Origin of the sequence: Pseudomonas silesiensis, assembly GCF_001661075.1 — a bacterium.
GTDB lineage: Bacteria > Pseudomonadota > Gammaproteobacteria > Pseudomonadales > Pseudomonadaceae > Aquipseudomonas > Aquipseudomonas silesiensis.
The window spans coordinates 4247598-4261792 of the sequence record NZ_CP014870.1; the positions used below are offsets into that span (position 1 = coordinate 4247598).

At 63.8% G+C, this 14195-nt stretch carries 15 protein-coding genes; all 15 read left to right on the forward strand.

The genetic code is table 11. The features are described from left to right. The first annotated feature begins 66 nt into the window (after positions 1 to 66). The 15 genes from PMA3_RS18825 to PMA3_RS18895 all read left to right on the forward strand — a co-directional run bounded on the left by PMA3_RS18825 (position 67) and on the right by PMA3_RS18895 (position 13878). Positions 67 to 918, forward strand: coding sequence for an ABC transporter ATP-binding protein (locus tag PMA3_RS18825; RefSeq protein ID WP_082930372.1), 852 nt, complete (start codon positions 67 to 69; stop codon positions 916 to 918). Positions 919 to 957: 39 nt separating this feature from the next. Then, positions 958 to 1959 (forward strand): ABC transporter substrate-binding protein, encoded by a 1002-nt coding sequence (locus PMA3_RS18830; protein WP_064678596.1) that lies wholly within the window; start codon positions 958 to 960, stop codon positions 1957 to 1959. A gap of 28 nt (positions 1960 to 1987) precedes the next feature. Continuing rightward, positions 1988 to 2764, forward strand: coding sequence for an ABC transporter permease (locus tag PMA3_RS18835; protein WP_064678597.1), 777 nt, complete (start codon positions 1988 to 1990; stop codon positions 2762 to 2764). Further along, complete coding sequence (locus PMA3_RS18840; RefSeq protein ID WP_191637822.1) at positions 2761 to 3528, forward strand: SDR family oxidoreductase; 768 nt, start codon at positions 2761 to 2763, stop codon at positions 3526 to 3528. The genes PMA3_RS18835 and PMA3_RS18840 overlap by 4 nt, the downstream gene beginning before the upstream one ends. A gap of 13 nt (positions 3529 to 3541) precedes the next feature. Next, positions 3542 to 4081, forward strand: coding sequence for a cupin domain-containing protein (locus PMA3_RS18845; protein WP_064678598.1), 540 nt, complete (start codon positions 3542 to 3544; stop codon positions 4079 to 4081). Positions 4082 to 4085: 4 nt separating this feature from the next. Then, positions 4086 to 4970, forward strand: coding sequence for an alpha/beta fold hydrolase (locus tag PMA3_RS18850; RefSeq protein WP_064678599.1), 885 nt, complete (start codon positions 4086 to 4088; stop codon positions 4968 to 4970). Then, positions 4967 to 5803: an IclR family transcriptional regulator gene (locus PMA3_RS18855; protein ID WP_082930373.1), complete on the forward strand. Its 837-nt coding sequence runs from the start codon at positions 4967 to 4969 to the stop codon at positions 5801 to 5803. Before PMA3_RS18850 ends, PMA3_RS18855 begins: the two co-directional genes overlap by 4 nt. A 1-nt stretch (position 5804) precedes the next feature. Beyond that, positions 5805 to 6602 (forward strand): SDR family oxidoreductase, encoded by a 798-nt coding sequence (locus tag PMA3_RS18860; RefSeq protein WP_064678600.1) that lies wholly within the window; start codon positions 5805 to 5807, stop codon positions 6600 to 6602. Next, entirely contained in the window at positions 6595 to 8277 is a 1683-nt protein-coding gene (locus tag PMA3_RS18865) for a thiamine pyrophosphate-binding protein (RefSeq protein ID WP_064678601.1), read from the forward strand. Before PMA3_RS18860 ends, PMA3_RS18865 begins: the two co-directional genes overlap by 8 nt. A gap of 10 nt (positions 8278 to 8287) precedes the next feature. Then, positions 8288 to 9091, forward strand: coding sequence for an aspartate dehydrogenase (locus PMA3_RS18870; protein WP_064678602.1), 804 nt, complete (start codon positions 8288 to 8290; stop codon positions 9089 to 9091). Between the two features lie 10 nt (positions 9092 to 9101). After that, positions 9102 to 10598, forward strand: coding sequence for an aldehyde dehydrogenase (locus PMA3_RS18875; RefSeq protein ID WP_064678603.1), 1497 nt, complete (start codon positions 9102 to 9104; stop codon positions 10596 to 10598). Beyond that, entirely contained in the window at positions 10595 to 11560 is a 966-nt protein-coding gene (locus PMA3_RS18880; RefSeq protein ID WP_064678604.1) for a VOC family protein, read from the forward strand. Before PMA3_RS18875 ends, PMA3_RS18880 begins: the two co-directional genes overlap by 4 nt. Positions 11561 to 11632: 72 nt before the next feature. Continuing rightward, positions 11633 to 11860: a recombinase-like helix-turn-helix domain-containing protein gene (locus tag PMA3_RS18885; RefSeq protein ID WP_064678605.1), complete on the forward strand. Its 228-nt coding sequence runs from the start codon at positions 11633 to 11635 to the stop codon at positions 11858 to 11860. A gap of 21 nt (positions 11861 to 11881) precedes the next feature. Then, a complete protein-coding gene (locus tag PMA3_RS18890; RefSeq protein WP_064678606.1) occupies positions 11882 to 12916 on the forward strand; it encodes an aromatic ring-hydroxylating oxygenase subunit alpha in 1035 nt (344 codons plus the stop codon). 2 nt (positions 12917 to 12918) lie between these two features. Next, positions 12919 to 13878: a PDR/VanB family oxidoreductase gene (locus PMA3_RS18895; RefSeq protein ID WP_064680758.1), complete on the forward strand. Its 960-nt coding sequence runs from the start codon at positions 12919 to 12921 to the stop codon at positions 13876 to 13878. Positions 13879 to 14195: the final 317 nt, after the last annotated feature.

Here is a 14195-nt window from a genome sequence, read left to right on the forward strand (position 1 = left end):
CAGAGCTGGCATTGTTCATGCACTAAACGGCGTATCACCTATAAAACAGACCAGAGACCCTTCCCAATGGCTGTGAACGAGATGTACGCCGTCGCCCCTCAATGGAATAAGCCCGCTCCCAAGGACAATCCGGAGCCCACCGAAATTGAATTCCGCAATGTCGGCAAATGCTTCCCGGCCAAGGGAAAGTCCGAAGCGCCGTTTGCCATTCGAGAGGTGAATTTCAAGATCCGCCGCGGTGAAGTGGTGTCGATCATCGGCCCTTCCGGTTGTGGCAAGAGCACCATCCTGAACATGGGTTCCGGGCTGTATCGCCCCACCGAAGGCGAAGTCTTCGTCGGCGGTGAAGCCGTCACCGGTCCGGTCCGCCAGGTCGCGTTCATGCTGCAGAAAGACCTGCTGATGCCGTGGCGCAGCATTCGCCGCAACGTCGAACTGGGCCTGGAAATCCAGGGTGTGCCGGCCGCCAAGCGGCAGGCGGTGGCCAAAGATCTGCTCGATCGCTGCCACCTGCAAGGTTTTGCCGACCACTACCCCTTCCAGCTGTCGGGTGGCATGCGCCAGCGCGCCGCACTGGCTCGCACCCTGGCCATCGACCCGCAGGTGCTGTTCCTCGACGAACCGTTTTCGGCCCTGGATGCACAGACCAAGATGATCCTGCAGCAGGACATGGCGCGGATGCTGTTCGATGAAAAGAAAACCGCCCTGTTCATCACCCATGACCTGATCGAAGCCATCGCCATGTCCGACCGCTTGCTGGTCATGAGCGCCCGCCCCGGCACCATCATCGAAGAAATCAGCGTCGACCTGCCGTTTCGCGACAACCCGCTGGAGCGCCGCAAGCTGCCGGAGATCGGGCCGCTGGCCGGTCGCCTGATGGAGCTGCTGAAAGTCGGCGAAGACACCGAACTGCATTGATCAACGCCCTCGTGGCCATCAACCTTTTCAGGAGTACCCATGCTCAAGTCTCTGTTTCAACGTTTCAGCCAGGCCAGCGCCGTTGCGCTCGGCCTGGGCCTGGCCTTCGCTGCCCAGGCGCAGTCGACCGACGTGACCTATTTGTTACCGGCACCTCCGAACCTGCCGGCGTTTGCGCCGTGGATCATCGCCCAGCAAAAGGGTTACTACGCCGCCCGGAACCTGAACATGAAGTTCATCGCGGCCAAGGGCGGTGTGGATGTCGCGAAACAGATCGGGGCCGGTAACGCCATGCTCGGTGGCGCCCTCGGTGATACGCCGATTGTGGTGCGGGCCAATGGAATACCGGTACGCGCGGTCGCGGTGCTGGGCGCCGGCGGCGTGACCATGATTGCCACCAATGCCGACGCAAACATTAACTCGATCGCCGACCTCAAGGGCAAGACCATGACGGTGATGTCTTACTCGGACACCACCTACTACGCCCTGCTTGCCTCCCTGCGTAAAGCCGGCCTGAGCAAAAACGATGTGAATATCCAGGCTGCCGGCCCGGCAGGTGTCTGGCAATTGTTCTCGGCGGACAAAGCCGAGGCCATGGCCGGTGTGCCGGATTGGGTGGTCAACGCCGAAGAAGCCGGGTTGAAGATCAAGCTGATCCCGCAATCGCAGATTTTCGAAAGCATGGCCCAGTCGATCATCGCCTCCGACGATGCCATCAAGCATCACCCGGACATTGTTCGCGGCACGGTCCAGGCAACGCTGCAGGGCATGCGCGACATCATTGCGGACCCACGCGCTGCCGCCGTGACTTTCGCCAAGGCTGTTCCCGCCTATGCCGGCAAGGAAGATTCGCTGGAGAAAATCTTCAAGCTCTACGTTGAGCACGTCTATGCCAACCAGACCGTACTGGGCCGCATCGATCCGGCCCGACTGGAAGCGGTCCGCCAGTTCTATGTCAGCGAAGGCATCGTCACCCAGGAGCCGAAGCTCGACGACCTGTACACCAACCAGTTCATCGACACCCAAACCGCCGCGCAATGACGGTCAGTGACAACAAGGTAACGACACGATGAAAAACCTCAATAACTCCATGCTCGGCAGCGTCGCCCTGCTGATCCTGTTCCTGGTGCTCTGGCAATGGGGCCCGGGACTGCTCGGCATGCCCGAATTCGTCATGCCGCAACTGAGCCGCGTGGCCCAGGAAAGCGTGGTGATGTGGCAGACCGGCGGCCTGTTGCAGCACACCTTGATCACCGCGTTCGAGATCATCGTCGGCTTCGGCCTGGGCGCCCTGCTCGGCGTGGCGATCGGCGTATCGCTGGGCCTCTCGCCCGCCGCTGAAGCCATGCTGTCGCCGTACATCCTGGCGCTGCAGATCGCGCCGAAAGTCGCCTTCGCCCCGCTGTTCGTGATGTGGCTGGGCTACACCATCTACCCGAAGATCCTGATCGCCATCCTGATCGTGTTCTTCCCGGTGATGATCAACGTGCTGTCGGCAATCCGCACCGTGGACCCGGACATGATCAACCTCGTGCGGACCATGAACGCCAGCCGCTGGCAGATCTTCCGCCTGGTGGAGTTTCCGTCGGCCATGGCCGCGCTGTTCTCCGGCTTGCGCATTGCCTCGACCCTGGCCGTGATCGGCGTCACCGTCGGTGAACTGGTCGGCGGCAACCAGGGCCTGGGCTTCCTGCTGGTGGATGCCGAAGGCCAGGGCAATACCGCGGGCGTGTTCGTCGCCATCGTCATGCTGACGCTGATCGGTGTGCTCGCTTACGGCGCGGTGGTCTGGGCCGAGAAACGCATCCTGCACTACATGCCAAAAGCCATGCTGAGTACTCAATGATGACAGCCCTCAATCGTTTGCTCGAAGGCCGTCGCGTGCTGGTCACCGGGGGCGCCCGCGGCCTGGGTTACGCCTTCGCCCAGGCCATCGGCCGCGCCGGTGCCCAGGTGGTGATCGCCGACATTCTCGCCGAGCGCGTCCAGCAATCGGCCGCCGAACTGGTCGCTGAAGGCCTGACCGTTTATGGGGTGACCCTGGACCTGGCGCAACCGGATTCGATCGATGCCTGCATCGCTGAGACCACCCATTTGCTCGGTGGGCTGGACGGCCTGGTCAACAACGCGTCGATCACCAATTCCGGCGGCAAGACCTGCGAAGAGCTGAGCCTCGATACCTGGGACCAGGTGATGCAGGTCAACGTGCGCGGCACCTGGCTGATGACCAAGGCCTGTCTGCCGGCCCTGCGTGCCAGCGGCCATGGCGCCATCGTCAACCTGGCGTCCGACACCCCGCTGTGGGGCGCGCCGAACCTGTTGGCCTATGTCGCCAGCAAGGGCGCGATCATCGCCATGACCCGCAGCCTGGCGCGGGAACTGGGCGGCGACAACATCACGGTCAATGCCATCGCGCCCGGCCTGGTGCTGGTCGAAGCCACCGCCTACGTGCCCGAAGCGCGTCATCGCTTGTACAACGACCAGCGGGCGATTCAGCGCCCACAACTTCCCGAAGACGTCAGCGGCGCCGTGCTGTTCGCGCTGTCCGACCTCGCCCGCTTCATCACTGGACAAACCCTGCCGGTCAACGGCGGGTTCGTCATGCCTTGATCAGGAGATAGCCATGACCGATTTATCCGCGCAGCAAAACACCCCCAAAAGCTGGGAACAACCCGCCGGCAGCAACCTTGCAAGCTGGATGCAGACCCGCATCGCCCGCTACGAGACGCGCAAGTACGACTGGAACGCCCTGAAGTTCCAGGCCGACTACGACCCGAAATTCCGCCGCGCGCAGATGCGCTACATCGGCACCGGCGGCACTGGCGTCAGCACGGACATGAACACCATTCCATCGGAGAACTTCACCTTCTCCACCATGGTGATTCCGGCCGGTCACGAAGGCCCGCCGCACCTGCACACCGACGTGGAAGAAGTGTTCTTCGTGCTGCGCGGCAAACTCAAGGTGGTGATCGAAAAGGACGGCGAGCGTTTCGAAACCATCCTCACCGACCGCGACGTGATTTCCGTGCCGCCCGGCGTGTACCGCGAAGAGATCAACATCGGCGATGAAGACGCGTTGATGTGCGTGATGCTCGGCGCGAAAAAACCCGTCACCCCGACCTACCCGCCAGAACACCCCCTGGCCTCGATCAAGCGCGGATAAGCCCATGTTGCACGCCATCGACACACTCGTCCCGCCGCTCACGGCCGACCTCCAGGCCCAGCTGGCCCTGCACTTTCCCCAGCGCACGCTGGAGCTCGCAGGTGCCCGCCAGGCCGTACGCGAATGCGGGGCCGGGCCGGCCATCGTGTTGCTGCACGGAATCGGCTCGGGCTCGGCGTCGTGGCTGCAGGTGGCGCAAGAGCTTGGCCAGAGCGCCCGGGTGATCGCCTGGGACGCGCCCGGCTATGGCGATTCCACGCCGTTGAGAGCGTTGGCCCCGGACGCGTCGGACTACGCAGAACGGCTGCTGCAGATGCTCGACGCCCTGGACATCCAGCGCTGTGTGCTGGTGGGTCACTCACTGGGGGCGATCACCGCCACGGCGTTCGCCAGCGGCGTGCACCAGCAGCGCATCAGCCGGCTGGTCTTGATCAGCCCGGCCCAGGGCTACGGCCATCCATCGCGCGCCCTGCAGCGCCAGGAAGTGCGCAACAAACGCCTGCGTGCCCTGGATCAACTGGGCATCCAGGGCATGGCCGAACAACGCAGTGCCTACATGCTCTCGCCCCACGCCAGCCCCAAGGCGCACGCCTGGGTGCAGTGGAACATGGCCCGGCTCAATCCCGAGGGTTATCGCCAGGCCATTGAGCTGCTGTGCGGCGATGACCTGCTGCGCCACGCCCCGCTGTCGATGCCGTGCGAAGTGCATTGCGGCGAAGCCGACCGCATCACCGCGCCCGAAAGCTGCCTGACCCTGGCCAAGGCCCTGTGCGGCACGTTCAACCTTATCGCCGATGCCGGGCATGCCAGCCCCATCGAACAACCTTGTGTGGTGGCGGGCCGTCTGGCCTGTGCCATCAAAGAATCCCTGACTGGTGCATCGCTATGAACGATTCAGATCTGCTGAAGGACGCTCAGGACAAATACATCGTGCCGGGCCTGGAGCGCGGCCTCCTGCTGCTGTGCGAGTTCAGCCGGCGCAACCGCACGCTGACCGCGCCGGAACTGGCCCGGCGCCTGGCGCTGCCGCGCTCGACGATTTTCCGCTTGCTGACGACCCTGGAAACCATGGGCTTCGTCACCCGCAGCGGCAATGAATATCGCCTGGGCATGTCGGTGCTGCGCCTGGGCTTCGAATACCTGGCCTCGCTGGAACTGACCGAACTCGGCCAGCCGCTCTTGGCCCGCCTGTGCGATCGCCTCAACTACCCGAGTAACCTGGTGGTGCGCGACGGCCGTTCGATCGTCTACGTGGCCAAGGTCTCGCCGCCGTCGGTGTTCTCCAGCGCGGTGAATGTCGGCACCCGCCTGCCCGCCCACGCCACGGTCCTGGGGCGCATCCTGCTCGAAGACCTGTCGCTGGCCGAGCTGCGCGAGCTGTACCCGGAAGATCACCTGGAGCAGTTCTCGCCCTGCACGCCGAAGACCGTGATGGAACTGTTCGACATGGTCCAGGCCGACCGCCAGCGCGGGTTCGTCAGCGGTGAAGGCTTCTTCGAGTCAGCCATTTCCACCGTCGCCGCACCGGTGCGCGATCAATCCGGGCAGATCGTCGCGGCCCTGGGCGTGACCATTCCGACCACGCAGATCGCCCACGTCAACTTCAACGAATTGCTCCTGCAGGTGCGTCGCAGCGCCGACGAGCTGTCGCGGTTGCTCGACTACAACAGCGCTGCCGGCCACGACGGCCAGCACCGCGTGACCGCCCTGATGAGGGATTGAGATGAGTCTCTATCAACTGCAAGACAGCACGGCCATCGTGACCGGCGGCTCCTCCGGGATTGGCCTGGCCTGTGTCGAGTTGCTGCTCGAAGCCGGCGCCGCCGTGGCCTTCTGCGGTCGCGACGAAGACCGCCTGCGCAGCGTCGAAGCGGCCTTGCGCCAACGCTTTCCCGAGGCGCGGTTGCTGGCCCGGGTGTGCAACGTGCTCGATGCCGACTCGGTCAATGCCTTTGCCGCCGCCAGCCTGGCTGCGTTGGGGCCGGCCAGCGTGCTGATCAACAACGCCGGACAAGGTCGGGTCTCGACCTTCGCCGACACCACCGACAGCGCCTGGACCGAAGAGCTGAACCTGAAATTCTTTTCGGTGATCAACCCGGTTCGTGCCTTCAAGGCGCAGCTGCAGGGTGAACCGGACGCGGCCATCGTCTGCGTCAATTCGCTGCTGGCCAGCCAGCCGGAGCCGCACATGGTCGCCACCTCGGCCGCCCGCGCCGGGGTGATGAACCTGGTGCGCTCGATGGCCACCGAATTCGCCGTGGATGGCATTCGGGTCAACGGCATCCTGATTGGCCTGGTCGAGTCCGGGCAATGGCGCCGGCGTTTCGAAGCCCGTGAAGAGCGGGAGCTGGACTGGAGCCAATGGACCGCCCGCCTGGCTCAACAAAAACACATTCCCTTGGGGCGCCTGGGCCTGCCGATTGAAGCGGCCCGCGCGATCCTGTTTCTGGCCTCGCCTCTGTCGGCTTACACCACAGGCAGCCATATCGATGTATCCGGAGGCCTGTCCCGCCATGCGTAATGAAAATACTGTCACCGTTGGCGCCGCCATCACCGCGTTCCTCGAGCAGTGCGAGGTCAAGGCCGCGTTCGGCGTGATCTCGATCCACAACATGCCGATCCTCGATGCGTTCGCCGTACGCGGCAACATCCGCTTCGTCATGGCCCGGGGCGAAGCCGGCGCCACCAACATGGCCGATGCCTATGCCCGCACCACCGGTGGCCTGGGCGTGTGCCTGACGTCCACCGGCACCGCGGCCGGTAACGCCGCCGGGGCGATGGTCGAAGCATTGACCGCCGGCACGCCGCTCCTGCACATCACCGGGCAGATCGAAACGCCGTACCTGGATCAGGAATTCGCCTACATCCACGAAGCCCGCGATCAACTGACCATGCTCAAGGCCGTGTCGAAGGCCGCGTTCCGGGTGCGCAGCGTCGAAACCGCGATCAGCACCCTGAAGCTGGCCGTGCAGACCGCACTGACTGCGCCTACCGGGCCGGTCAGCGTGGAAATCCCGATCGACATCCAGTCGACCTTTATCCCGATGCCGACCGACCTGTCGCCGCTGCCGATCCCGGTGGCCGTACCTGCGCCCGAAGCGCTGGACCTGGTCGCCGAGCGTCTGGCCAGCGCCACTCGCCCGCTGTTGTGGCTGGGCGGCGGCGCGCGGCATGCCGGCCCGCAAGTCAAACGCCTGCTGGACATGGGCGTTGGCGTGATCACCTCGACCCAGGGTCGCGGCGTGGTCAACGAAGATGACGAGCGCTGCCTCGGCGCGTTCTCGCAGAACAAACTGGTCGAGCAGTTCCTGCAAAGCTGCGACGCCCTGCTGATCGCCGGCTCCCGCCTGCGCAGCAACGAGACCTTCAAGTACGCGCTGAAATTGCCGCGCAACACCTTGCGCATCGACGCCAACCCGGCCATCGAAGGGCGCAGCTACAACAGCGAGCTGTTCATCTGCGGTGACGCGGCACTGGCCCTTGAAGGCCTGGCGGATCGTCTCGAAGGTCGCTTGCAGATCGACCCGACCTTCCTCGCCGAACTCAAGGCCGTCCGCGAAAAATCCCGCACGCAACTGATCGCCGACCTCGGCCCGTACTCGGCGATGGTCGAACAGCTGCAAGCCATCACCGGGCGCAATTTCACCTGGGTGCGCGACGTCACGCTGTCCAACAGCATCTGGGGCAACCGCCTGCTGACGCTGTACCACCCGCGCGCCGGCGTGCATGCCCTCGGCGGCGGCATTGGCCAGGGCTTGTCGATGGGCATTGGCGCGGCAGTCGCGGCAGCGGAAACGGCGCCTGAGCGCAAGGTCTTCGCCCTGGCCGGTGACGGCGGTTTCATCCTCAACCTCGGTGAGCTGGCGACCCTGGTGCAAGAGAACGCCAACGTGGTGATCCTGCTGATGAACGACCAGCGCTACGGCGTGATCCGCAATATTCAGGACGCGGTCTACGGCAGCCGTCACTGCTACGTCGACCTGCACACCCCGGATTATTCCAAGCTCGCCGAATCCCTGAGCCTGCGCCACGGCCTGGTCACCGACCTCAAGGATTTCGGCAAGGTCGTCGACGGCGCGCTGGCGCAACCCGGTCCGTTCCTGCTGGAAGTCGACATGCTCGCCGTCGGCAGCTTCGCCACCCAGTTCGCCGGCCCGCCCAACAGCGAAACCAAAGCGCAGAAAGCCACGGCTTGAGGACTTCGTCATGTTGCACATCACCATGATCGGCTGCGGCGCCATTGGCGTCGGCGTGCTCGAACTGCTGGAGAAAGACCCGCAGCTGTGCGTCGACTACGTGATCGCCTCGGCCGGCTCGGAAGAGCTGGTTCGCCAGCGGCTTGCCAGTTTCAAACAACCGCCGCAGGTGCTGACGGCGTTGCCGGCCGATGCGCGCCCCGACCTGTTGGTCGAGTGCGCCGGCCATCGCGCCATCGAAGAACATGTATTGCCGGCGCTGGAACGCGGCATCGCCTGCCTGATCGTCTCGGTCGGCGCGCTGTCCGAAGTCGGCCTGGTAGAACGCCTGGAAGCGGCGGCCGAACGCGGCCAGACCCGCATCGAATTGCTGCCCGGCGCCATCGGCGGCATCGATGCGCTGTCGGCGGCCAAGGTCGGCGGCCTCGACTCGGTCAACTACACCGGGCGCAAGCCGGCCCGCGCCTGGAAAAACACCCCGGCCGAACAGGCCTGCGATCTGGACAGCATCAGCGAAGCCACGGTGATTTTCCAGGGCAGCGCCCGGGAAGCTGCGCGGCTCTACCCGAAGAATGCCAACGTCGCCGCGACCCTGTCGCTGGCCGGGCTCGGCCTGGACCGCACCCACGTGACGCTGATCGCCGACCCGCTGAGCGAGGAGAACGTGCATCACTTCGAAGCCCGGGGTGCCTTTGGCGGTTTCGAACTGAGCTTGCGTGGCAAGCCGTTGGTGGCCAACCCGAAGACCTCGGCGCTGACCGTTTACAGCGTCGTCCGCGCCTTGGGCAACCATGCCCACGCGATTTCGATTTAAGGGACAGTCCATGACTCTCGAACAGACTTTACCGATCTGCATTGCCGGCGACTGGCGCCTGGGGCGCGGCGAGCGCTATGCCACCTGCTACCCCGCCACCGGCGAGGCCGTCGCCTGGCTCAACGCCGCCAGTGTCGACGACGTGGAAGACGCTGTACAAGGTGCGCACCAGGCGTTTCTGCACAGCGGCTGGGCCCAGCGCAAACCCCACGAGCGGGCCAGCGTGCTGTACCGCATCGCCGAACTGATCCGCGCACGCAGTGAAGAACTGGCGCAATTGCAGCGTCAGGACAACGGCAAACCGATCAACGAAACCCGGGCCCTGGTGGCCAGTGCGGCCGGCACGTTCCAGTTCTTCGCCGCGGCCTGTGAAACCCTCGAGGAAACCATCACCCCGTCCCGTGGTGACTTCGTCAGCATGAGCGTCTACGAACCCATGGGCGTGATCGCCGCGATCACCCCGTGGAACTCGCCGATTGCCAGCGAAGCGCAGAAGGTCGCGCCAGCCCTGGCGGCGGGTAACGCGGTGGTGATAAAACCGGCGGAAATCACTCCGCTGATGGCGCTGCAACTGGCGCAGATCTGCGAAGAGGCCGGGTTGCCGAAAGGTCTGCTCAGTGTGTTGCCGGGCAAGGGTTCGCTGCTCGGTGATGCGCTGACCCGCCACCCGCTGGTCAAGCGTGTGTCGTTCACCGGCGGCACCAAAACCGGCAAGCACATTGCCCACATCGCCGCCGACAAGATGATGCCGGTGTCGCTGGAACTGGGCGGCAAATCGCCGACCATCGTCCTCGACGATGCCGACCTCGACCACGCGGTGGCGGGTGTGCTGTATGGCATCTTCAGCTCTTCGGGCGAAGCCTGTATCGCCGGCTCGCGGTTGTTTGTCGCCCGTGCGCTGTACGAACCCTTCATGGCGCGCCTGGTGGCGGCGGCGGCCGAATTGCGGGTCGGCGATCCGGCGGACGAGCGTACCCAGATGGGACCGTTGATCAGCGCCGCACACCGCGAATCGGTGGAGCGTTATGTTGCGCTTGGGGTAGCCGAAGGTGGACGCCTGCTGCTCGGTGGCGAGCGCCCGAGCGGCAGCGTGTACGACCAGGGTTACTACTACCCGCCGACCATCCTCGAAGGCTTGAGCAACAGCCAGCAGGTGTGCCAGGAAGAGATCTTCGGCCCGGTGCTGGTGGCCATGCCCTTCGATGACGAAGCGCAATTGCTCGAGCAGGCCAACGACAGCCTGTACGCCCTCGCCGCCGGCATCTGGACCCGCGATTACAAGCGCGCCTGGGCCCTGGGTCGAAAAATCCAGGCCGGCACGGTGTGGATCAACACCTACAAGCAGTTCTCGATTTCCACCCCGTTCGGTGGCTGGCGCGACAGCGGCCTGGGCCGTGAAAAAGGTCGCCTCGGCATCCTGCAGTACATGGAACAGAAGAGCCTTTATTGGGGCATGAATGAACAGCCACTGGCCTGGGCCGGTGTGCAAACGGAGGTTGGGTTATGAGCGTTCTAGGCATTGATGAAGTCACCTACGGCGTCGAGGACCTCGAGACCAGCGTGCGGTTTTTCAGCGACTGGGGCCTGAGCAAGGTCAGCGAGCAGCCGGACGAGGTGATCTTCGAAACCCTCAACGGCTGCCGCGTGGTGCTCGCCGACATCGACAAGGCTGGCCTGCCGCCGGCGATCGAAGCCGGTTCGACCGTGCGCGAAGTGGTCTGGGGCGTCGAAAGCGAGGCTGACCTGAAGCTGTACAGCGAGCGCATCGCCAACGATCCAGGCTTCATTGAAGCTGACGGGCGCGTCGGTTGCACCGACCCCAACGGCCTGGCGATCCGCCTGCAAGTGACGCGCAAGCGGGAACTGCAGATCGAGTGCAGCGGCCACAACACCTGGCAGACCAAAGGCCGGATCAACAAGGCCGCGCCGATCTACGACCATGCCACGCCGATCGAGGTCGGGCACGTGGTGTTCTTCGTCAAGGACGTCAACGCCTGCGAAGCCTTCTACCACGAGCGTTTCGGCTTCCAGGCCTCGGACCGCTATCCGGATCGCGGCGCGTTCCTGCGCACCGCCGAAGAAGGCGGCCACCACGACCTGTTCATGCTGCAACTGCCCGCCCCTCGCGCCGGCCTGAACCACGTCGCCTTCACCGTGCGCGATGTGCACGAAGTGTTCGGCGGCGGCATGCACATTTCCCGCCGCGGCTGGGCCACGGAAATCGGCCCCGGCCGGCACCCGGTATCGTCCGCGTTCTTCTGGTACTTCAAGAACCCGGCCGGCGCGCTGGTGGAGTACTACGCCGACGAAGACCAACTGACCGGCGAATGGGAGCCTCGCACCTTCGAACCCGGCCCGACGGTGTTCGCCGAATGGGCGATCGCCGGCGGCATCGATGGCAACACCCGGCGCCAGCAACATGTCGAAGCGCCCCAGGGCAAGTTCCTCACCGACAAGCCGAAACCTTGAGCGAAACGACATACGACTTTATTCCCGTGGGCGAAACGATCCGCGAACGGGTACGCAATGGAGGTCAATGAGATGAGCAATACCGAACCTTACCTGGAGCCCCATCAGGCTCGCAAACGGCCCAACACCCAGTTCGAAGAGTTGCTGGGCGACTCCATCGAACGTGCTTTCGGCAATGGCGTGACCGAGCTGACCGACCTGCTCGCGCACCTAAACCTGGCCGGGCCGCCCTGCCCGCTGACCACCGGCGAGTGGACTGCGGATGCCTATAAAACCCTGATGGCTCGGCTGGGCGAATGACCCGCCGGAGGACAATAAGAAATGAACATGAATACAACCGTCGATCCTGTTGAAAACCTCTTGGCCAACGGCTTGAAGAACCTGTGGTTCCCGGTGCTGCCGTCCGATCAGTTGGGTGAAAAACCGCTGTCGATCCGTCGCCTGGGCTACAAGATTGCCCTGTGGCGCGACAATGACGGCAGCGTGCATGCCCTGGAAGATCACTGCCCCCATCGCGGCGCGCCGTTGTCCCAGGGCCCGGTGCTGGGTGACCGCCTGCAGTGCCCTTATCACGGCGTCGAAGTGCGCTGCGATGGCACCGTGACCAAAGTCCCCGGCAGCCCGGGTTGCAAACTCGAAGGCAGCCGCCCGACGCGGATGTTCCACACCCGTGAAGCCGCTGGCGCGATCTTCCTCTACAACGCCGCCAACCCGCACGAGGACAGCCCGCCGGAACTGGTGCTGCCCGAGCAGCTGACCTCCCCCGAGTGGAGCAGCTTCCTGTGCTACGCCGAGTGGAAAGGCGATTACCGCTACGTCATCGACAACGTCATGGACCCGATGCACGGCACCTACCTGCACAAGATGTCGCACTCCATGAGCGAAGGCGAAGCCACGGCCAGGTTCGTCACCCGCGACACCGACCACGGTTTCTTCTTCGAGAAGGAAGGCCAGCGCGGGGTGAACTTCGACTGGACCGAATTCATGGACGACAGCTGCCACTGGTTGCGCCTGGAAATCCCGTACCCGAAAACCGGCGGTCCCGGCGGCAACTTCACCATCATCGGCAGCTATACGCCGAGCAGCCGCTCGTTGTCGGCGGTGTTCCACTGGCGTTGCCGGCCACTGACCGGCTGGCAGCGTGACACCTGGCGCTTCCTCTACAAGAACCGTCTGGAAGCGCGGCACTGGGCCGTGCTGGAACAGGATCGGGTGCTGCTCGAATTCATGGAGCCGGACGCCAATCAGCGGGAGAACCTGTACCAGCATGACCTCGGCGTGGTGCGCCTGCGCCGCTACCTGAAAAATGCAGCCAAGGCCCAGCTGGAGCTGATCGACGCGAAGCAGTTGCCATGAACGTGTCCAATTCCTCCCCCCTCACCGCGCTCGTGCACACCCTGCGCTACGAAGCCGAAGGCATCATCAGCGTCGAATTGCGGCCCTATGGCGACACCGTCTTCCCTCCGTTCGAAGCCGGCTCGCACATTGACCTGCACCTGCCCAACGGGCTGGTGCGCAGCTACTCGCTGCTCAATTCGCCGAGCGATCGCGGCCGTTACGTGGTCGGCATCCTGCGCGATCGCAACAGCCGTGGCGGCTCGGAATTTGTCCACGGGCAATTACGGGTCGGCATGCAATTGCCGATCTCGTCACCGCGCAATAACTTTCAACTGGACCTCAACGCCAGACACAGCGTGCTGGTGGCTGGTGGCATCGGCATCACGCCGATCTACTGCATGTTCCGCCAACTGCTGGCCCTGGGAAAATCCGCCGAGTTGATCTATTGCGCCCGTTCACGGCAGGAAGCCGCGCTGGTGGAAGAACTCAGCGGCCTGGACGCCAACGTGCTGTACCACTTCAACGATGAAAAAGGCATGCCGCCGGACTTGAGCGCCTACCTGGCCGGTCAGCCGGCTGACACGCACTTCTATTGCTGCGGGCCGACACCGATGCTCGATGCCTTCGAAAGCACCTGCGAAGGCCTCGGTTACCCCCACGCCCATATCGAGCGCTTCGCCGCGGCAGAGTTGCCGCCGTCCGAAGATGCGCAGAGCAGCTACAGCGTGGAGCTGAAAAAAACCGGCAAGACCCTGTCGATCGAGCCGGGCTTGAGTTTGCTCGACGTGCTGCTCGAGGCGGGTTGCGACATTGAATACAGCTGTCGCGAAGGGGTGTGTGGTTCGTGCGAAACACGGGTCCTGGAAGGTGACGTCGATCATCGCGACGGTGTGCTGACCAAGGCCGAGCGCGCGGCGAACAAGTCGATGATGGTGTGTGTGTCGGGTTGCAAGAGTCGGCGGTTGGTACTCGACTTATAACTGATGTTCTATTTCATCCATTAAACAGGCCGACACTTTTGTCGGCCTTTTGTTTTGCATTACTGGCTTGGAGACCACCCTGTAGGAGCGAGGCTTGCCCGCGAAGCAGGCGATGCGGTGCATCTGTTAGACCGCGTTATCGTTCTTCGCCGGCAAGCCTGGCTCCTACAGGTATTGCGTTATCTGTGTTTCTCCGTGAAGGCCTTTTTTTATGCAAGTCGAGTAAGGACGCACACATAACGTGCAGTTTCGTTACTCCCTGAAGTCCACGTTTCACGGGCAATACAAATAAATTCGTTTCCCATATAAACAATTGT